This window comes from Paenibacillus sp. YPG26 (genome assembly GCF_023704175.1).
GTDB lineage: Bacteria > Bacillota > Bacilli > Paenibacillales > Paenibacillaceae > Fontibacillus.
The window spans coordinates 1,958,997-1,977,416 of the sequence record NZ_CP084530.1 but is presented as its reverse complement, the minus strand read 5'-3'; the positions used below and the strand labels follow the sequence as shown (position 1 = coordinate 1,977,416).

Here is an 18,420-nt window from a genome sequence, read left to right as displayed (position 1 = left end):
CAATTGTTATAGTGGACACCTGTCAGCGAACAAGCCATAATGAAAAAATAAAGCAATAATTGGGGAGGTCACCTTTCACATGGCTTATACAGTTAAAGTAGACGTGTCTCCGGTCTATGAACTGCTTGGAAGCTTCATGGTTCATATTGTACGCAAATGGACAAATAATATCGACATGGGTCCCGAGTGGATTGACACGATTAATTCCCGCCTTAGCGATACGACCCGGGCAGCTTTTGCCGATGCGGCATCATGGCCTTTCGAGGATTATGATGTGCTCTATGCCTGGGCGGTTGGTCGAGGCGAACATAACCAGATTGAGGATTATCTTAATTTCCTGAAGTCCACTTCTTCCGAAGCGCTCTGCGATATGATTCGCTCATACATACCTGATATGACTGCCGATAAAGCGCTTCTGATACGTAATAATTATGTACCTTTGCTGCAAATCTGGTACGATGTGTATTTCAGAGAGATCGAATCCGTATATGTTCCGCTTCTTGAAGAGGATGCTGGGGAAAAGCTGGCCCTGCTGCACAAAATGGAGCCCGAGAGTCTCATAGAATATGCCTCCGGCGGACTCATCGTCTCTGATGAGCTGCCAATTGAGCAGGTTATTCTCCTGCCCATTATTCATTTGCGGCCGATTAACACCTACTGTTTCTATAACAATATGCTGCTGATTCAGTATCCTGTTGACCTGCCGCTTGAGGATGCCGACGAGGCGCCGAATCACCTCCTCCGGTTGACCCGTGCCTTGGCTGCGCCTGAACGTCTGCGCATGCTGCGTTATCTTGCGGACGAGCCCAAGTCAATGCCGGAAATGCAGCAATTCCTGAATGAGTCAACGGAGACGCTAATGTATCATTTAAGGCTTCTGCGGGTCGCTGGGCTACTTAGAGTTCATCTGGGAACCAACGACCAGGAGAAATTCTGCTTCCGTCCGGATGGCATCTCCGAGCTGCAGATCTTCCTGGAGACGTATATTCAAATATAATGTAAGCTATCTAGTTATACTAAGCAGCAGATATGTACTATTGGAGAGAGGAGCAGCCTGCTTTGAACCCTACTCAATTTCGTCAACAACTCATTTTTGATATGGATGACACCCTTATACACTGCAATAAGTATTTTGAAATGATCTTAAGCAAGTATGCCGACCTAATGCTTGAATGGTTCCGTGAATATCGGTTAACGGCATCGGAAATCCGCAGCAAACAGCTTGAAATCGACGTAGCAGGCGTACTCAAATCAGGATTTGCCAGCAAGAGATTTCCTCAATCCCTGATTGAGACCTACCACTACTTCTCCAGAATGACAGGCCGCGAGATTAGTCTGGTTGAGGAGAACAAGCTGATGGACTTGGGCATGAGTGTCTATGAACAGACCATCGAGCCGTATCCGGGCATGGTCGAAACTCTTGAGGTATTATCCCGTCAAGGTCACGAACTTAATTTGTATACTGGCGGAGAGAGAGTCATTCAGGAGCGCAAAATCGAGCAGATGAAGCTTGCTTCGTATTTCAACGAACGGATCTACATCCGTCAGCACAAGAACGAGGAAGCGCTTGAGCAGATTCTGACCTCCCGGCATTTTGACAGAGAACATACGTGGATGATTGGAAATAGTCTGCGCACCGACATTATTCCTGCTCTTGCAGCAGGCATTAACACGATCTATATCAAGCTGCCGAACGAATGGTCTTACAATATTGTCGAACTCAAAAATGAACCGTCTACCGCGATGTACACCGTCTCGTCTCTGGAGGAGGTACCAGGCATCATCGCTGAGAGTATCGCGATCAAACACAAGAAACGGACTCCATAAGAGTCCGTTTCTTGTCTATTCCGTCCGCTCCAGCTGAAGCTGACCCTTCTCCTTGTCATGTAAGACGATCCGCGCTTTGTACTCACGCTCCCCATCCTTGAAGGACAGGAGCTGCGTCTGCCCCTTCTCAATAAGCGAAGTCAGCATATTGTGAGAAATCTTCTTGCCGGAATATTCTTTCCAGATTACAAACCCGCATCCCAGCTTGAAATGAGTGCATCCGTACCCCTTCTTACCCTCAATTAGCTGCCCGCCGCAGCCCGAACGGGGGCATGCTCCCATGGGGACTCGCTCTACTGGGCCGCTTGCTTTGCCTGTATGCTCAGCTTGGCTTCCAGATGACTTGGTTCTGACCGTTCTTGTTCCTCTTGCACCCGCACTCTGTCTTGTGCCGCCAGTCCGGCTGTGTCCAGCCGCTTTGGCTTCCCCTTCGAACAGGGACGCGGAAGCTTTGGGCTGACTGCGGACCTTCTCAATAATGGAGACGGTAAATTTCTTCACGTTCTCCATGAACTTCTCTCCGGCTGCTTCGCCCTTGGAGATCTGATGCAGGCGCCGCTCCCACTGCCCTGTCATCTCTGGCGAGGTGAGAAGCTCAATGCCCGCATGCCGAATCAATTCAACCGCGGTACGGCCTTTGGGCGTGACGGTGATTCTTTTACCCTGCATCGTTATATATCCAACCTTCTTCAGCCGTTCTATTGTCGCCGCGCGGGTCGCCGGAGTACCCAGCCCAGCATCCTTCATGACCTCGCGCAGCTCTTCGTTCTCCAGCTGCTTCCCGGCGCTCTCCATGGCTTTGAGGAGTGTTCCCTCAGTGTAAGCCTTGGGCGGCTGGGTAGCCTTCTCCTTCACCTCTGAGGACGCACAGAGGGCAGGCAGGTCCGTGTCCACATGGAATGCTTCACTAACAAGCTCTTCTGCTTCCTCTTCCTCATCCTTCTTCTTGTTCTTCCCGCTGGATCTCCGGGAGTCGTCACTTCCTTGACAGACCTTCCATCCTAAGGAAATGAGCTGTTTCACGTTTGTCTTGAACGTCTCCCCTTCAACAACGGTAAGCACCGTATGCTGTTTGTACTCCGCTGGGAGATAGAAATGGGACAGGAATCTCCGGATAACAAGGTCGTATACATTCTGCTCCTCCGAACTCAGTGTGCCCGCACGCTTGAGGGTTGGCAGGATCGCATGGTGATCCTCAACGCGCGCCGGATTGCAGATCGACTTGTTATTCTTGTGAACCAGGTGAGGCTGGGCTCCACTCGCCAGCTCCTGATAACCGGTTGATTTGAGCATATGGAGTGCCTTGTGCATCCCTTCAATATTCTGCTCGGTAACATAATTCGAGCTTGTACGCGGATACGTTATCACTTTATGCTTCTCATAAAGTGCCTGGGCAATGTCCAGCGTCTTCTTGGCTGAATACCCATATTTCGCATTAGCCTCACGCTGCAGCAGGGTCAAGTCATACAGCTTGAAAGGATACTCCTTGGCTTCCTTAACCTCATACTCCGTGATCCGGCCTTCCTTCCCACGCACCTTGTCCGCGATCCTGTCGGCCTTCTCCTTGTCTGTCATCCTTTCGCCCTGCCAGGAGCCTGAGTAACGGCGTTCTTTCTGCTGGAATTCAGCCTTAATCTCGTAATAAGTGAGTGAATCAAAGCTTTCAATTTCCTTCTGTCTGTCATAAATCAAAGCAAGTACAGGTGTCTGCACCCGCCCGACAGAGAGCAGCTCTTTATGCTTGGTGGTAAAGGCTCTTGACGCATTCATGCCAACCAGCCAGTCTGCCTCGCTTCTCGCCCTTGCAGCAATGGTCAGATTCACGAATTCCGAGCCATCCTTAAGCTCAGCGAAGCCCTTTGCGATACTCTCGGCAGTCAAATCTGAAATCCATAACCTTCTAACCGGCTGTGACAGCTTCAATTGCTGCTGGATCAAGGCAAAAATATACTGGCCTTCACGTCCGGCGTCACAAGCATTTACAATTCGGTCAGCACGCTTGGCCAACTCGCCAATTATTTTCAGCTGGTCTTTCGTCTTCGGATTCGGAACAATCTTGAATGCATCTGGAAGAATCGGCAGATCCGAGAAGTTCCATCTTTTATATTTGGGGTCATAAGCATCCGGCTCAGCCAAGCCGAGCAGATGACCTATGGCCCAGGTTATAATATACTGCTCGCCCTCCAGGTAAGACCGGTTATTCTTCGCCTTTGGCTCAATAACAGCGGCGATTGTCCGTCCCATATCCGGTTTCTCTGCGATTACTAGCGTTTTCATGGTGAGACGCTTCCCCTCTCCCAAGTCCTATTCGGCGCAAAAAGAGCCGCGCACAGCGCAGCTCCGTTGCATTCTATTATTATATCATATTTCATCCGGTAGAAGGAGGGAATGGTCATGATTCCAAGCCTTTACCAATTGGACTTGACTTAGGCAAGAACAGAAGCACCTGTCAAAAATTTGTCCACTTCACGTGCAGCCTCACGGCCTTCATTAATTGCCCATACAACCAGACTTTGGCCGCGGCGCATGTCGCCTGCTGCGAACACTTTGTCTCTGCTGGTCTTATACTTGCCGTACTGGGCTTTCACGTTGGAGCGGCGGTCTGTATCCAGGGAAAGTTCATTAATGATCGTATTCTCAGGTCCATCGAACCCGATTGCAATCAAAGCCATTTGTGCCGGAAATACTCGCTCCGTACCCGGAATTGGCTGATAGATCTTGCGTCCCGTCTCATCAACGATACGTTGAATCTGGATCGTGTGAAGCTCCTTCAGGTTGCCCTCTTCATCACCTACGAATTTGGTGGTCATGATCGAGAATTCGCGAGGATCCTCACCGTAGATCGCCTTGGCCTCTTCCTGCGCATAATCCAGTGTATATACATTCGGGAACTGAGGCCAAGGGTTCTCGATAGGATCACGCTCAAGCGGAGCCTTCGTATGTGTACCGAACTGAGTAATACTCTTGCATCCATGGCGAAGTGAAGTAGCGACACAGTCAGAGCCCGTGTCACCGCCACCAATTACGATAACATCCTTGCCTTCTGCAGAGATATACTGACCGTCTTGCAGACCAGAATCCAGATAACTCTTGATCGTACTGTTCAGGAAAGGCATTGCATACTGCACACCATTCAAGTTGCTGCCTTCAATGTTGAACTCTCGAGGCTTGGTTGCTCCACCGCACAGGACAACGGCATCGAACTCATCGACAAGCTGCTGAGTTGGAATATCTTTACCGATCTCCGTATTGGTAACAAACTTAACACCTTCCTCAACAAGAAGATTCACACGTCTCTCAACGACAGCCTTATCCAGCTTCATTGAAGGAATTCCGTACATAAGCAGGCCGCCGACACGATCGGATCTCTCATATACAGTAACCTCGTGTCCAGCTTTGTTCAGCTGAGCCGCACAGGCGAGTCCAGCAGGTCCGGAACCTACAACAGCAACCCTCTTACCTGTACGCTTCTCGGGTGGTTCTGCTACAACCCATCCCTCTTCAAAGCCTCTCTCTATAATGGCTTCTTCAATCGTCTTAATCGTAACAGGCTGACCAATTAGTCCAACTGTACAGGAACCTTCACAAGGCGCTGGACAAATCCGGCCCGTGAATTCAGGAAAGTTGTTCGTCTTATGAAGACGATCCAGCGCATCCTTCCATTGTCCGCGGTAGACCAAGTTATTCCACTCGGGAATCAGGTTATGCACCGGGCACCCGGATGTTCCGCCAGTCATATCAATGCCAGTGTGGCAGTATGGTGTACCGCAATCCATACAGCGGGCGCCCTGTGTCCGTAGTTCCTCTTCAGACATATGTTTGTGGAACTCTTCCCAGTCCTTCACCCGTTCAGAGGGACTGCGGTCTCCCGGAAGTTGTCTTTTGAATTCCATGAACCCCGTAGGTGTAGACATCTAACTTTCCCCCATCTCTTCAAATGCTTATCTACAAGGAATGAACTGGGAATTTTCTTCTGACCAGCTCATCCGCAATAAAAAGAACAATGAAAAATTTAAATCCACTGTTCCCTTTATAGAAATTGTCGAATCTTATCCTGATATTAAAATATATTATCATTCGATCGAACTCTTATTAATGGACTTTATCAACAATAATTTGCATTATTGCGCAGCTGATCTAATTCGTTCATAGGTTACAAATCGATACGGATGGCGATTCTTCTCGTCTTGAACACCTTGGATCTCTTCCGTAATCCTGAACTCGGACCAATCGAATTGAGGAAAGACAACATCTCCTTCAATCTCCTCATCAATAAAAGTAACCAGCAGTTTGTCCGCATAGGGTAGGAAATGCTGGAACACCCCCGCCCCACCGATAACCATCAATTCTTCATTCTGCTTCTGCAGATCCAGCGCCTCGTGTATGGAATGCACGGTCACCCCACCTTCAGCGATATAACGCTCGTCCAACGTGAGGACTACATTGTGGCGGCCGGGCAAAGGCTTGCTTCCAATAGATTCCCAGGTTTTTCTGCCCATAATCATCGTTTTCCCGAGTGTCTGTGCCTTAAAAAAAGCCAAATCAGCCGGCAGGCGCCACGGCAGCTTGTTATCCTTCCCTATAACGCCTCCTTGAGCCATCGCCCATATAAGCGTAATTCCCATAACAACGACCTCCTGTTCTGCGGGATAGAATGCTCTCTTCTTCCCGCCATTAACTGATCAGACTGACACCGGAGCTTTAATAGCCGGATGATGAACATAATTCAAGAACTCAAAGTCTTCATACGTATAATCAAAGATCGAATCCGGCTTCCGCTTGATGACAAGCTTAGGCAGCTCATAAGGAGTCCGGGTTAACTGAAGATTGACCTGTTCCAGGTGATTTGTATAAATGTGCACATCTCCACCCGACCAAATGAACTCACCGACCTCCAGATCACACTGCTGGGCTACCATATGCGTCAACAGCGCATAGCTGGCAATATTGAATGGAAGACCCAAGAAGGTATCGACAGAGCGCATCGTGAGCATGCACGATAGCTTGCCGTCTGCGACATAGAATTGAAATACAAAGTGGCAGGGAGGAAGCTTCATCTGTTCAATCTCCGCTACATTCCAAGCACTGACTAGGTGTCTTCGAGAATCAGGATTACGCTTGATAGCATCAATTACATTCGAGATCTGATCAATATGCTTGCCTTCCGGAGTCTCCCAAGAACGCCACTGAGAGCCGTAGACTGGACCCAAATCCCCGTTCTCATCGGCCCATTCATCCCAAATTCTAACCCCGTGCTCTTTCAAATAAGAAATATTGGTATCTCCTTTAAGGAACCACAATAATTCATGAATAACCGATTTCAAGTGAATTCTCTTGGTCGTCACAAGTGGAAAGCCCTTGCTCAGATCAAAGCGAAGCTGACGGCCAAACACGGAAATTGTGCCAGTTCCTGTCCGGTCGTCCTTCCTTGTGCCGTGATCCAATATATCCTGAAGCAATTCTAAATAATTATGCACGCTACCACTCCTCCGACTATCCCTTTGAATGTAATATATCATGAGGCTGCCCCTCTTGTTAACAGACAAAAAAAAGAAAGGCAAGAACGTCAAGACGTTCTTGCCACAAAAGTAAACATTTGCTTAAGAGACCTATGTTGTTGATAACACAGGCGATTTGAAGATTAGCGGGACAATACGTGGATCGGATGACCTTCAACAAGCTCCGCCGTTTCCATAACAATCTCACCAAGTGTCGGGTGAGCATGAATGGTAAGGGAGATATCTTCAAGAGTCGCTCCCATCTCAATTGCCAAGCCAAGCTCAGCAATCAGATTGGACGCTTCAATACCTACGATTTGAGCACCCAGAACCACATTGTTCTCTTCATTAGCTACAATTTTGATGAAGCCATCAGGAGCATTAAGGGAAGTCGCACGGCCATTACCCGCGAACGGGAATTTGCCTGCCTTCACTTTGTATCCTTTCTCCTTAGCTTCCTTCTCTGTGTATCCTACACTTGAGCACTCAGGGTCTGTAAATACAACCGCTGGCATAGCTTTGTAATCAACCACAGATGGAAGTCCAGAGATAGCTTCAGCAGCCACTTTACCTTCGTAAGAAGCTTTATGAGCCAGGGCAAGGCCTGGAACAATATCGCCAATCGCGAAGATATTCGGATTGCTGGTACGGCCTTGGTGGTCAACTTTGACAAGACCACGGTCAGTCAGTTCAACACCCGCAAGATCAAGACCGAGATCACCGTCTGTATTTGGACGGCGTCCAACTGTTACAAGCAGGTAATCCGCGGTTACTTCTTTGTTCTCTCCGTTAACGGAGTATTTCACGGTTACGTTCTTGTCAGTCTGCTCAGCACTTTCTGCTTTTGCATTTGTAACGATCTCGATACCTGTCTTCTCCATACTCTTAGCGACAAGACGGGTCATGTCTTTGTCAAAGCCAGGAAGCACAGTATCCAATCCTTCAATGATTGTTACCTTTGTTCCGAACTTGGAGAACATTTGCCCAAGCTCAGCACCGATGTATCCGCCCCCGATAACAACCAGGCTTGAAGGAATCTCTTCAAGCTGCAGTGCTTCCGTAGAAGAAAGGATACGTCCGCCGAACGGGAATGGCTTCAGTTCAATTGGACGGGAACCCGTAGCCAGGATACAGTGTTTGAAACGGTAGCGCGGGGATTCGTGATCATTGAACGCACGAGCTTCGTTCTCGTTAATGAACATCACTTCACCGCTGAATACCTCAACCTTGTTCCCCTTCAGCAAGCCGCCAACACCTTGAGTCATCTTCTTCACGACACCGTTCTTGAACGCTTGTGTCTTGGAGAAGTCAACCTTCACGTTGTCAGCAGAAATCCCGAACGCCTCGCCATGCTTGGCAGCTTCATATTGATGAGCTGCCGAGATCAGGGCTTTGGATGGAATACAACCGCGGTTCAAGCACACACCGCCAAGTTCCGATTTATCTACGATGATTACCTTTTGTCCAAGCTGAGCCGCGCGAATGGCCGCTACATAACCGCCGGGACCGGCACCAACTACTAATGTATCGATATCAAGAGAAGCGTCTCCTACTACCATTACTTACACCTCCATAACCAGCAGCTCAGGATTAGCGAGCAGTGATTTAATGTAGTTCATAAAGTTTTGAGCGGTTGCACCATCAATCAGACGGTGGTCGAAGCTCAAGGAAAGAGCCATTACTGGAGCGACAACAATCTCACCGTTCTTGACAACTGGCTTCTCAGAGATACGTCCAGTGCCTAGAATAGCTACCTCAGGGTAGTTGATAATCGGTGTGAAGAACATACCGCCAGCGGAACCAATATTCGTGATTGAAATTGTGCTGCCTTTCATTTCGGCAGGGCTTAGCTTGCCTTCGCGTCCACGTGCAGCCAGGTCACGGATGGAGTCCGCGATCATCCAGATGCTCTTACGGTCGGCATCCTTGATTACAGGTACGATCAAGCCGCTATCTGTATCTGTGGCAATTCCGATATCATAGTGCTTCTTGTAGACGATTTCGCCAGCCTCTTCGTCAATGGAAGCGTTAAGTGCAGGGAATTGACGGGATGCCGCAACCAAAGCTTTCACGATGAATGGAAGGTAAGTTACTTTAGTACCCTTCTTCTCAGCAATCGGCTTCATGCGTGTACGGAATGCAACCAGTTCAGTAACGTCAACTTCATCCATAATAGTAACGTGAGGCGCCGTATATGCGGATTTAACCATCGCATTGGAGATTGCTTTACGGATGCCTTTGAATGGAACGCGTTCTTCTTCCACATATGCATTTCCAGCCGCTGCTGCTGCAGGAGCCGCTTTAGCTTCCGTCTTCGCTTCTCCAGCTTCAGGAGCCGGAGCTGCTGTGCCGCCGCCATTCTTGAAGGCTTCAACATCTTCTCTGGTAATCTTGCCTGCTGTGCCGGTGCCAGTTACTTGAGACAGATCAATTCCTTGCTCACGAGCGAACTTGCGAACGCTAGGTGTTGCCAGAACTTCCTTGTTCGGAGCTGCTGGTGCGGATGTCTCTGCTGCTCCACCCTGCTTCGCTTCGGCAGGACTGTCGGAAGCCGGTGAAGAAGTCGTATCCACTCCACCCTTGGAAGCGTCAGCTTCCTGGCTGCCATGCTGTTCAGGAGCTGACTCCTGATCAGGCACTTCGCCTTCTGCATCAATTACAGCCACTACATCTCCTACACGGAAGATAGCGCCGTCTTTGCCGAATACTTCTTGAACCGTGCCGTTTACTGGACAAGGAACTTCAACTACAGCCTTATCGTTCTGTACTTCCATGATGATGTCATCGTCGGTTACTTTATCTCCCGGCTTGATGTGCATTTTGATGATTTCGCCTTCATGCAACCCTTCACCGAGTTCCGGGAAACGATATTCAAATTTTGCCACCTAGAGGACCTCCCTTGAGTTCGTTAAAAATTAAAATTCGAGTACTTTGTTCACTGCTGTGATTACACGTGCAGGTGACGGAAGCCATTGATCTTCAATTTGAGCGAATGGATATACGGTATCCGGACCCGCAACACGAAGCACTGGAGCTTCAAGGTGAAGAATAGCTCTCTCATTGATTTGAGCAATAATCTCTGCTGCCATACCCGCAGATTTCTGTGCTTCCTGTACTACGATAGCGCGGTTGGTCTTCTTGATGGAAGCCACGATAGTATCGATATCAAGCGGAACCAAAGTACGCAGGTCGATAACCTCGGCCTTAATGCCTTTAGTCTTCTCAAGTTCTTCAGCTGCTTTAACCGCAGTGTGCACCATAAGTCCATAAGCGATAATGGTGACATCGGAACCTTCTTTTACAATATTAGCTTTACCCAATTCCACAGTATATTCACCCTCTGGAACCTCTGCACGGAAGGCATGGTAAAGGTTAAGGTGCTCCATATAGAATACAGGGTCATTATCGCGGATAGCCGAGATCATAAGTCCTTTTGCATCATAAGGGTTGGAAGGCACTACCAGCTTGATACCTGGAGATTGTGCGATCAAACCTTCGAGGGAGTCGGTATGGAGCTCAGCCGCTTTAACACCGCCGCCAAACGGGGTACGGAATACAACTGGAGCGTTGTAACGGCCACCAGAGCGGTAACGCAGACGAGCAGCTTGAACAATGATCTGGTCAAGAGCTTCAAAAATAAAACCTACGAATTGAATCTCGGCAACAGGGCGGAATCCCTGAATCCCAAGACCAAAAGCCAGACCGCCAATAGCGGACTCAGCCAGCGGTGTATCGAATACGCGTTCTTCACCAAATTCCTTCTGCAGACCTTCAGTTGCACGGAATACACCGCCAACATTACCCACGTCCTCCCCGAAAAGCAGGACGTTGGCATCGCGCTTCAATTCCACGCGCAGTGCATCGCGGATCGCTTCTTTCATGTTCATTTGTGCCATTGCTAGATATCCTCCTAAAAGTCAGGTTTGATTCCTGAAATCGTTATGAATACGCTTTGAGACAGCCGGTCAAACCGGCATTGCAACAGCTCCCCGTCCGTTCTCATTTCTTGCTCTGGGGAGTCTTAGGCTGCTTTATATTATTGGAAGTCTGCTTTTTGCTCTTCCAGATACTTCGGTGTGGATTCGAACATGCTGTCAATCAAGCCGGCAACGGTCATTTTCTCGGTCTGCTCCGCTTTCTTGATCTGCTCGTTCACTTTCGCTTTCGCTTCTTCTTTCACGCGTGCTGTGTCTTCTTCAGTCCAAAGACCCTTCTTCTCCAAATATTTAGCGAGACGGGCAATTGGATCCTTCAGATTCCACTCACCTTCTTCTTCCTTCGAACGATATTTGGAAGCATCGTCAGACAGGGAGTGCGGACGGAAACGGTAAGTTACAGCTTCAATCAAAGTAGCGCCTTCACCATTGCGGCCGCGCTCAGCTGCTTCTTGAACCGCTTTGATAACAGCAAAGATGTCCATGCCGTCAACCTTAACGCCTTTGATTCCTGCTGCAACCGCTTTGTGAGCGATGGACAAGGCAGCCGTCTGTTTGGAGAACGGAGTTGTGATGGCGTAGCCATTATTTTGCACAAAGAAAATAACCGGCAGTTTGTACACACCGGCATAGTTAAGTCCTTCGTAGAAGTCGCCTTCCGAGGAACCGCCGTCACCTGTATAAGTAATTACAACTTGCTTTTGCTTTCTGAGCTTGTAACCCATTGCAATACCCATAGCATGCAGAATTTGCGCGCCAATGATAATTTGCGGCATAAGCACATTGACACCTTGTGGAATCTCTCCACCATGCTGGTGACCACGGGAATATAAGAACGCCTGATACAAAGGAAGACCGTGCCATACGATTTGCGGCATATCACGGTATCCCGGACATACGAAATCTTCTTTCTCGAGCGCGAACTCACTGCCTACCATCGTAGCTTCCTGGCCGGATACCGGTGCATAGAAACCAAGACGCCCTTGGCGGCCCAGGTTGACAGCACGATCATCCCAAGTACGGGTAAACACCATACGGTACATAATTTCTTTCAGTTGATCGTCGGTCAAATCAGGAAGTTTATCTTTGTTGACGATTTCACCTTCCGGTGAGAGCACGGACAGCGTGTCAACTTCCTCCGTATATACTTCATAAGGAACCTTGCTCATTATCTTCACCTCGACAAAAAATTTGAATATCATGTTCCACTGTTATAGAATTATTATACATCTGTTTCACCGATTAAGTCAAAGGATATACTTTAAAATGTGTTCCACTCTGTTTTTTGTATGTATAACAGAAGAACGATAATTGTATAACACCTGAGGGATTGCTATGAATATCCCAGGACATGCCTTCATCGGTAATCTTACATGATTGCACTTTCAAAAGCAAAAAAACAACGGGCGGAGCGTGAACAAAAGCATGACAGATTCGCGTTATTTAAAACGAACCATAGTGAAAGAAGTCATTGACAGCAAGATCCTGAATGAGAAGCGTAATCTTCGGATTTATCTGCCTCCTGGCTATAATGAAGTTCTGAGTTACCCTGTAATTTATTGCCAGGATGGAGAGGAATTCTTCAATTACGGTCGCATTGCGACGCTCGCCAACCAATTGATCCTGGATGAGGACATCGAGCCTTTTATTGTTGTTGGGGTTGAGGTCGATACAAAGGTTCGCACTTCTGAATATGCCCCATTCGGACACCGGTTCGAAGCCTACACCACTTGTTTTACACAAGAAATCATTCCCTTTGTGGAACGCAATTATCCGGTCAGAAGGGAATGTGACGAACGCATTCTGGCCGGAGATTCATTAGGCGGCACCGTATCGCTGCATTTAGCTATGAAAAACCCCAACCTGTTTTCCAAAATCATCAGCTTGTCCGGCGCATTCTACATTCCGACACAGGAATACGTAGCTCAAGAGACCGACCTGTCCGGACTTTCCTTATATATGATCGTAGGTCTGCAGGAACGCGATTACCAGACGGATACCGGTATCTATGATTTTGTTGAGCTTAACCGGAACACCAAAGCGCTGCTGGAGGCCCGGGGAGCCAAGGTTCATTATCTTGAGAAGGAAGGTAAGCACCTATGGGGCTTCTGGCAAAAGGAGCTTCCTGACGCACTGAGACATTTCCTGAGATAATTCCAACTTAAGCAAAAGAGCCGGGTTCGATACTAATCGATCCCGGCTCTTTTGTGCTTCAGCTATGTAATGTATTAACGCAGAATAACAGCTATGAATCCAAATATTGAGAATTCGGCAGATGTTCTTTGAGTGAACGCCGCGGCAGCTTCCATTTATAGAGCACGGAGAGCATCCGGAAGATTACCACGATCACGAATAACAGAATCAGTTCCCAGTTACGATTGGCTACACCGAGACCAACCGCGATACCTGCAACCATCGCCCACACCGCATATATTTCATCTCGCAGCACAAGCGGTTTGCGGCCGGCCAGCAAGTCACGGATAATTCCTCCGCCTATTCCGGTAAGTACAGCCGCTACGATTACAGCGCTGAGCGGATGCTTCATATTCGTAGCGTACAAGGCACCTTGGATGGCAAAGGCTGACAATCCGATTGCATCAAAGAGAGCCTCTGTTTTCTTCCAATGCTGTATCCATTTAAGAGGAAGTACAAAAGCTACAAGCACAGAGAGGTTCGCAAGAATGATCAGATCCCCTTGAGTCCAAAGTGTTGTTACCGGCACACCGATGAGCACATTTCGGACAATCCCCCCGCCGAATGCAGTCACCACTCCAAGCACCAGCACCCCCAGGATATCGTACTCCTCTTCCATGGCTACAAAAGCGCCGGACATAGCGAAAGCAATTGTACCTATAATACTGAAAATCTCAAATATATGCATTTCTCTCAAGTCCTACCCTCTCCTGCTTTTTACACGACTTATTTATTGTAGCCCCCACCTCCCAAATTGTGCAAGATATAAAGTTGACCTATACTTAGTATAGAAATCATGTCACAGCAGAAAGGAAGAGAGCAATGTCTTCAAGACGGGTTTTGATCTTTACAGGCGGCAGTATTAAGAGAGACAGTATCCATGAAATAAAAGAAGGTGACTTCATTATAGGCGCAGACAAAGGCGCACTTTTTCTTGTGGATAGCGGCATACAGCCTGATATCTCCGTAGGCGACTTTGACTCAGTAACCGAGGATGAGCTTGAGAAAATCAGGCGGTTCAGTCACAAGATGATCACGTGCGACCCGGTTGATAAGGACCTTACCGACACAGAGCTCGCTTTCGATATAGCCTTGGATCAGCAGCCTGACGAGATTATGATGCATGGGGCGGTTGGATCAAGACTTGACCATTCCCTGGCCAATATTCAGATGATGCTAAGAGGACTTCAGCACAAAGTGGCCTGCTCCATCATGGACGAACACAATTATATTTCGCTTACCGGATCCACATTGCAAGTACAGGACCGCGGCTTCTCCTACGTCTCCCTTCTGCCGTTGACGCCTGAAGTAACCGGGATTACACTGAGCGGTTTTATGTATCCTTTGCACAATGCGTCCATTCACATGGGGCAGTCCTTGGGTATTAGCAACAAGCTGACGGGTCCCGAAGGAACCATTCGGATTGATAGCGGCCTGCTCTTAGTGATTCAAAGCAAAGACTAAGCGATTCTGTGGTAACAATTTTGTCATAATGATTGAATGGTGTTTCATAGTCCACTCAGTTCAAACCCTTGATACATCAAGGGTTTTTGTTTGTGTTATTTTTGTATGCGCTATTATAGTTAAAGTTTTTGTAACTTTAATGATATTTTAATAATGATGCTCTAATGACTGACAGAACTGGGTTTGTTCGTACCTATCCAGAATCTAGCAGGTCAATAACCTGCTATAGTAGTGTCATGCCCAACAAGAAAAGAAATTTGGAGGTACGACATGAGAAAGCATAATGGATTATTCCAAAAAGTATTGACTCTAGGGGTGTGTGCAACTATCACATTCTCAGGATTCTTCGCCGCAGGAGCAACTGCAGTAGATGCAGCTTCTTCCTCGGTTACAGCACAAGCTACAGCAACATCCAAAGCCCAAAAGGTGATCAACCTAGGTAAAAGATACATGGGTGTTCCTTATAAATTCGGCGCATCTACCAAAACAACCCGAAACTTTGACTGCTCTACCTTTACTAAGTATGTATTTAAGTCTGTAGGCGTTACATTGCCTCGTACATCTGCCCAACAATCCAAAGTGGGTAAATTCGTATACCGTGCCAATCTTAAAGCCGGTGATTTGGTCTTCTTCTCCAGCGGAAGCCGTGCAAACGGGAAGAACGTAACCCATGTGGCCATTTATATTGGCGGGGGTAAAATTCTACACACTTACGGCAAACCCGGGGTTACGATCTCCAGTCTGACTAAGGGAAATTGGGATCGCACTTATCTGAAAGCGCGCCGTGTAATCTAGTTCAGTTGAATTTCTGAAGCCGATGTCAGCAGACATCGGCTTTTTTAATTGATCATATAGCCCGTGCCTCTGACGGTATGAATGATTTTCCGGGAATGACCGCGGTCCAGCTTGCTCCTCAGATGACGGATATAGACATCCACCACATTCGTATCGATCCGAAAATCATAACCCCATACTTCCTGAAGCAGTTCCTCACGGCTGCACACATGATTCACCCGGCGCAGCATGAAGCAGAGTAGATCATACTCCTTCGGCGTCAGCTTTATTAATTGATCTCCCCGGTATACCTTCCGGCTCTTTATCTGCACTTGCACATCTGCAAATGTAAGCATAGTCTCGGCTCCCGCTCTAGTTCCATAGAACAAATCGAGCAGCTTCTTGACCCGGGCCACAATCTCTTCGGGTGGCGTTAGCCAATCCAGGTATTCATGGGCACCTTCCTGAAAGACTTGAACAAGCTCTGAGGTTGATGGATGAGAGGTGAATACCATAACGGGACATTTCATGGCTGCGGTACCGTCTCTCAGTAATATCAGGATGTCATGAAGTTCCACGTTCACCAATAAAGTGCTGATGATGAGAAGGAACGGAACCTCTTGTTCTGCAAGCTGTTGGGCCGCCACCGAAGTGTCCTTCTTGTCTATATTATGTCCTTCCCGGGTAAGCAGCTTCGTCCATACTTCATCTGTACCCTTCCATTCACCCACAATCCAAATCGTTCTGTTAAGAACAGGCTCCGACCTCCTTCCGATCCACTCAGGTGTATCGCTTATTGTCTCACAATAAAAAAAATCCATACTGCCATAGGGCAGTATGGATAAACTTCTAAATGATTAATCGCAGCTTGCGTTAGCCAAAATAACGATGATACAGCCGTTTGGCTTCGGCAATATCCTTGGTACCATGAATCATGGCACGACCATCTTTGAAGAGGACCAGCCTTTTATCTTGGAGCGTGAGGGATACCAGAAAAGGATTTCGCTCAACCGGTCCTTCATCAAGTTGTATGAACGTTTCAGCAATCTGGGCAAGATTGACTTCTCTACGGACAGCAGGACGAATCTGAACAGTATCCCGGCCGCACAGTACTTCGGTCTTTTGCAGATTGGCTGCCGAAAGGAATGGGTAAGTCCGGTGTGGCCCGCAGGACAGACAGTCGTGCTTGATCGCGCCCCCGACCTTGATAGATGCTTGCTCGTTACGCCACAAATCGAATGAGAGCAGGGTTCCCCGGAGAGCCTCCTTATTTCCTGTCAGCAGCTTTATTGCTTCTGTCGACTGATGCGCTACCACGGTCTGTACAGCCGGAGGAATAATGCCTGCTGTATCACAAGTATCTCCGCCAAGAGGTATGGACCCCAGCAGACAATTCAGACAAGGTGTCTCACCAGGGAGAATGGTATATGTAATTCCGTAACTGCCAACACATCCGCCATAAATCCAAGGTATATCATGCTTTTGGGCGATATCATTGATTAACAGCCGTGTGTCGAAGTTATCGGTAGCATCAAGGATAAGCTGTATCCCGGGAAGCAGCTCTTCAATTTCCTGCAGGGTAACATCCATGACATGAGCCTCAATCTTAACACCAGAGTTAATCTCGCTAAGCCTTCTGTAGGCGGCAATGGCTTTGGGAAGCCGGTTGTGCGCATCTGATTCTGAGAAAAGCTGCTGCCGCTGCAGATTGCTCCATTCCACATAATCCCGGTCCACAATACGGACATGTCCCACGCCGGCCCGGACCATCGTCTCTGCTATGCCTGTTCCCAGCGCACCTGCTCCTATGATCAGAATACTGCTGCTTCCCAGCTTCTCCTGACCCTCCTGCCCAATAGGCGTGAACCGCTCCTGTCTGGAATACCGGTCTCCTTGACCTTGACTTGGATGCTTCTTGACTTCTTGTTCATGTTGCTTGGAAGCACCGGGTCTTCCATTAGTCATTTCGTGATCATCCCTTCCTGCGGACTGCTCGCCGCAGCATAACGTTTGACCGGTATCCTCCCCGCTTCATAACCCAGGCGTCCCGCCTGAACAGCAAGCTTCATAGCTTCAGCCATTCTCACAGGATCCTTGGCTCCCGAGACGGCTGAATTCAGAAGTACCCCATCAGCCCCCAGCTCCATGGCGTAAGCCGCATCCTTAGGAGAGCCAATACCCGCGTCCACAATTACTGGAACCTCGGCCTGTTCAATAATTAGTTCCAAGTTAAAAGGATTAATGATTCCGCGTCCTGTGCCTATAGGAGAAGCTGCTGGCATGACCGCATGTACGCCCAGCTTCTGAAGCCTCTTCGCTAGTACGACATCATCGGAGATATAAGGAAGAACAATGAATCCTTCCTCAAGCAGAACTTCGCAAGCCCGCCAGGTCTCAAGCGGATCGGGAAGAAGCGTGTGAGGATCGCCGATCACCTCTACTTTGATCATATCACAAAGTCCCGAGGCTTTCGCTAGTCTGGCTATACGGACGGCTTCCTCGGCAGTAACGGCTCCCGCGGTATTAGGAAGTAATGTGTATCTCTTCAGATCAAGCCGCTCAAGGAAATTCTCCTGGTTCGGATTCGACAAATTTAATCTGCGAACAGCGAAAGTAAGGATCTGGGTCTCAGACACTTCAACCGCCTGACTCTGTAGCTCCAGGTCAGAGAACTTGCCTGTTCCTAGCAATAACCGTGACTGAAATTGATGTGGTCCTATTGTTAACAT

Annotated in this window: 17 protein-coding genes; 5 read left to right on the top strand and 12 right to left on the bottom strand. The window is 48.3% G+C overall.

The window, feature by feature from the left end:
* Positions 1-79 precede the first annotated feature (79 nt).
* Both LDO05_RS09305 and LDO05_RS09300 read left to right on the top strand, forming a co-directional pair.
* Positions 80-997 (top strand): winged helix-turn-helix domain-containing protein, encoded by a 918-nt coding sequence (locus LDO05_RS09305; RefSeq protein WP_251378551.1) that lies wholly within the window; start codon positions 80-82, stop codon positions 995-997.
* 32 nt (positions 998-1,029) lie between these two features.
* Positions 1,030-1,827, top strand: coding sequence for an HAD family hydrolase (locus LDO05_RS09300; protein WP_251378550.1), 798 nt, complete (start codon positions 1,030-1,032; stop codon positions 1,825-1,827).
* Positions 1,828-1,842: 15 nt separating this feature from the next.
* Here the strand turns inward: LDO05_RS09300 and LDO05_RS09295 are convergent, their stop codons facing one another.
* The 8 genes from LDO05_RS09295 to pdhA form a co-directional block, all read right to left on the bottom strand.
* Positions 1,843-4,104: a type IA DNA topoisomerase gene (locus LDO05_RS09295; RefSeq protein ID WP_251378549.1), complete on the bottom strand. Its 2,262-nt coding sequence runs from the start codon at positions 4,102-4,104 to the stop codon at positions 1,843-1,845.
* Between the two features lie 149 nt (positions 4,105-4,253).
* Positions 4,254-5,741, bottom strand: a complete 1,488-nt coding sequence (locus LDO05_RS09290; RefSeq protein WP_251378548.1) for a glutamate synthase subunit beta — start codon at positions 5,739-5,741, stop codon at positions 4,254-4,256.
* Positions 5,742-5,948: 207 nt separating this feature from the next.
* Positions 5,949-6,452, bottom strand: coding sequence for a dihydrofolate reductase (locus LDO05_RS09285; RefSeq protein ID WP_251378547.1), 504 nt, complete (start codon positions 6,450-6,452; stop codon positions 5,949-5,951).
* Between the two features lie 57 nt (positions 6,453-6,509).
* Positions 6,510-7,304 carry a thymidylate synthase gene (gene thyA, locus LDO05_RS09280; protein ID WP_276575582.1) on the bottom strand — a complete coding sequence of 265 codons (795 nt, stop codon included), beginning with the start codon at positions 7,302-7,304 and terminating at the stop codon, positions 6,510-6,512.
* A gap of 164 nt (positions 7,305-7,468) precedes the next feature.
* Positions 7,469-8,884, bottom strand: coding sequence for a dihydrolipoyl dehydrogenase (gene lpdA / locus LDO05_RS09275; RefSeq protein ID WP_251378545.1), 1,416 nt, complete (start codon positions 8,882-8,884; stop codon positions 7,469-7,471).
* Positions 8,885-8,887: 3 nt separating this feature from the next.
* Positions 8,888-10,210 carry a dihydrolipoamide acetyltransferase family protein gene (locus LDO05_RS09270; protein WP_251378544.1) on the bottom strand — a complete coding sequence of 441 codons (1,323 nt, stop codon included), beginning with the start codon at positions 10,208-10,210 and terminating at the stop codon, positions 8,888-8,890.
* Positions 10,211-10,240: 30 nt separating this feature from the next.
* The gene (locus LDO05_RS09265) at positions 10,241-11,221 is read right to left on the bottom strand and encodes an alpha-ketoacid dehydrogenase subunit beta (protein ID WP_251378543.1); all 981 of its coding nucleotides are present in this window, start codon (positions 11,219-11,221) and stop codon (positions 10,241-10,243) included.
* 140 nt (positions 11,222-11,361) lie between these two features.
* Positions 11,362-12,429 carry a pyruvate dehydrogenase (acetyl-transferring) E1 component subunit alpha gene (gene pdhA / locus LDO05_RS09260; RefSeq protein WP_251378679.1) on the bottom strand — a complete coding sequence of 356 codons (1,068 nt, stop codon included), beginning with the start codon at positions 12,427-12,429 and terminating at the stop codon, positions 11,362-11,364.
* A 256-nt stretch (positions 12,430-12,685) separates the two neighbouring features.
* Between pdhA and LDO05_RS09255 the strand changes: the two genes are divergently transcribed.
* On the top strand, positions 12,686-13,414 hold the full coding sequence (locus LDO05_RS09255; protein WP_251378542.1) for an alpha/beta hydrolase: 729 nt from the start codon (positions 12,686-12,688) through the stop codon (positions 13,412-13,414).
* A gap of 91 nt (positions 13,415-13,505) precedes the next feature.
* Here the strand turns inward: LDO05_RS09255 and LDO05_RS09250 are convergent, their stop codons facing one another.
* A complete protein-coding gene (locus LDO05_RS09250) occupies positions 13,506-14,141 on the bottom strand; it encodes a trimeric intracellular cation channel family protein (protein WP_251378678.1) in 636 nt (211 codons plus the stop codon).
* Positions 14,142-14,275: 134 nt separating this feature from the next.
* Here LDO05_RS09250 and LDO05_RS09245 point away from each other — a divergent pair, with 134 nt between their 5' ends.
* Complete coding sequence (locus LDO05_RS09245) at positions 14,276-14,917, top strand: thiamine diphosphokinase (RefSeq protein ID WP_251378541.1); 642 nt, start codon at positions 14,276-14,278, stop codon at positions 14,915-14,917.
* Positions 14,918-15,187: 270 nt separating this feature from the next.
* Positions 15,188-15,712 (top strand): C40 family peptidase, encoded by a 525-nt coding sequence (locus LDO05_RS09240; protein ID WP_251378540.1) that lies wholly within the window; start codon positions 15,188-15,190, stop codon positions 15,710-15,712.
* A 44-nt stretch (positions 15,713-15,756) separates the two neighbouring features.
* Here LDO05_RS09240 and LDO05_RS09235 read toward each other — a convergent pair whose 3' ends face one another.
* The 3 genes from LDO05_RS09235 to LDO05_RS09225 are packed head-to-tail and all read right to left on the bottom strand — an operon-like array spanning position 15,757 to position 18,420.
* Entirely contained in the window at positions 15,757-16,512 is a 756-nt protein-coding gene (locus tag LDO05_RS09235) for a response regulator transcription factor (protein WP_251378539.1), read from the bottom strand.
* A gap of 52 nt (positions 16,513-16,564) precedes the next feature.
* Positions 16,565-17,656, bottom strand: a complete 1,092-nt coding sequence (locus LDO05_RS09230) for a thiazole biosynthesis adenylyltransferase ThiF (RefSeq protein WP_251378538.1) — start codon at positions 17,654-17,656, stop codon at positions 16,565-16,567.
* Positions 17,653-18,420 carry a thiazole synthase gene (locus LDO05_RS09225; protein ID WP_251378537.1) on the bottom strand — a complete coding sequence of 256 codons (768 nt, stop codon included), beginning with the start codon at positions 18,418-18,420 and terminating at the stop codon, positions 17,653-17,655. The genes LDO05_RS09230 and LDO05_RS09225 overlap by 4 nt, the downstream gene beginning before the upstream one ends.

What these genes read in the sequence shown, in the direction of transcription:
- LDO05_RS09305 (WP_251378551.1), top strand. Translation starts at nt 80, where the DNA reads ATGGCTTATACAGTTAAAGTAGACGTGTCTCCGGTCTATGAACTGCTT.
- LDO05_RS09300 (WP_251378550.1), top strand. Translation starts at nt 1,030, where the DNA reads ATGTACTATTGGAGAGAGGAGCAGCCTGCTTTGAACCCTACTCAATTT.
- LDO05_RS09295 (WP_251378549.1), bottom strand. Translation starts at nt 4,104, where the DNA reads ATGAAAACGCTAGTAATCGCAGAGAAACCGGATATGGGACGGACAATC.
- LDO05_RS09290 (WP_251378548.1), bottom strand. Translation starts at nt 5,741, where the DNA reads ATGTCTACACCTACGGGGTTCATGGAATTCAAAAGACAACTTCCGGGA.
- LDO05_RS09285 (WP_251378547.1), bottom strand. Translation starts at nt 6,452, where the DNA reads ATGGGAATTACGCTTATATGGGCGATGGCTCAAGGAGGCGTTATAGGG.
- lpdA (WP_251378545.1), bottom strand. Translation starts at nt 8,884, where the DNA reads ATGGTAGTAGGAGACGCTTCTCTTGATATCGATACATTAGTAGTTGGT.
- LDO05_RS09265 (WP_251378543.1), bottom strand. Translation starts at nt 11,221, where the DNA reads ATGGCACAAATGAACATGAAAGAAGCGATCCGCGATGCACTGCGCGTG.
- pdhA (WP_251378679.1), bottom strand. Translation starts at nt 12,429, where the DNA reads ATGAGCAAGGTTCCTTATGAAGTATATACGGAGGAAGTTGACACGCTG.
- LDO05_RS09255 (WP_251378542.1), top strand. Translation starts at nt 12,686, where the DNA reads ATGACAGATTCGCGTTATTTAAAACGAACCATAGTGAAAGAAGTCATT.
- LDO05_RS09250 (WP_251378678.1), bottom strand. Translation starts at nt 14,141, where the DNA reads ATGCATATATTTGAGATTTTCAGTATTATAGGTACAATTGCTTTCGCT.
- LDO05_RS09245 (WP_251378541.1), top strand. Translation starts at nt 14,276, where the DNA reads ATGTCTTCAAGACGGGTTTTGATCTTTACAGGCGGCAGTATTAAGAGA.
- LDO05_RS09240 (WP_251378540.1), top strand. Translation starts at nt 15,188, where the DNA reads ATGAGAAAGCATAATGGATTATTCCAAAAAGTATTGACTCTAGGGGTG.
- LDO05_RS09235 (WP_251378539.1), bottom strand. Translation starts at nt 16,512, where the DNA reads ATGGATTTTTTTTATTGTGAGACAATAAGCGATACACCTGAGTGGATC.
- LDO05_RS09230 (WP_251378538.1), bottom strand. Translation starts at nt 17,656, where the DNA reads ATGACTAATGGAAGACCCGGTGCTTCCAAGCAACATGAACAAGAAGTC.
- LDO05_RS09225 (WP_251378537.1), bottom strand. Translation starts at nt 18,420, where the DNA reads ATGTTAACAATAGGACCACATCAATTTCAGTCACGGTTATTGCTAGGA.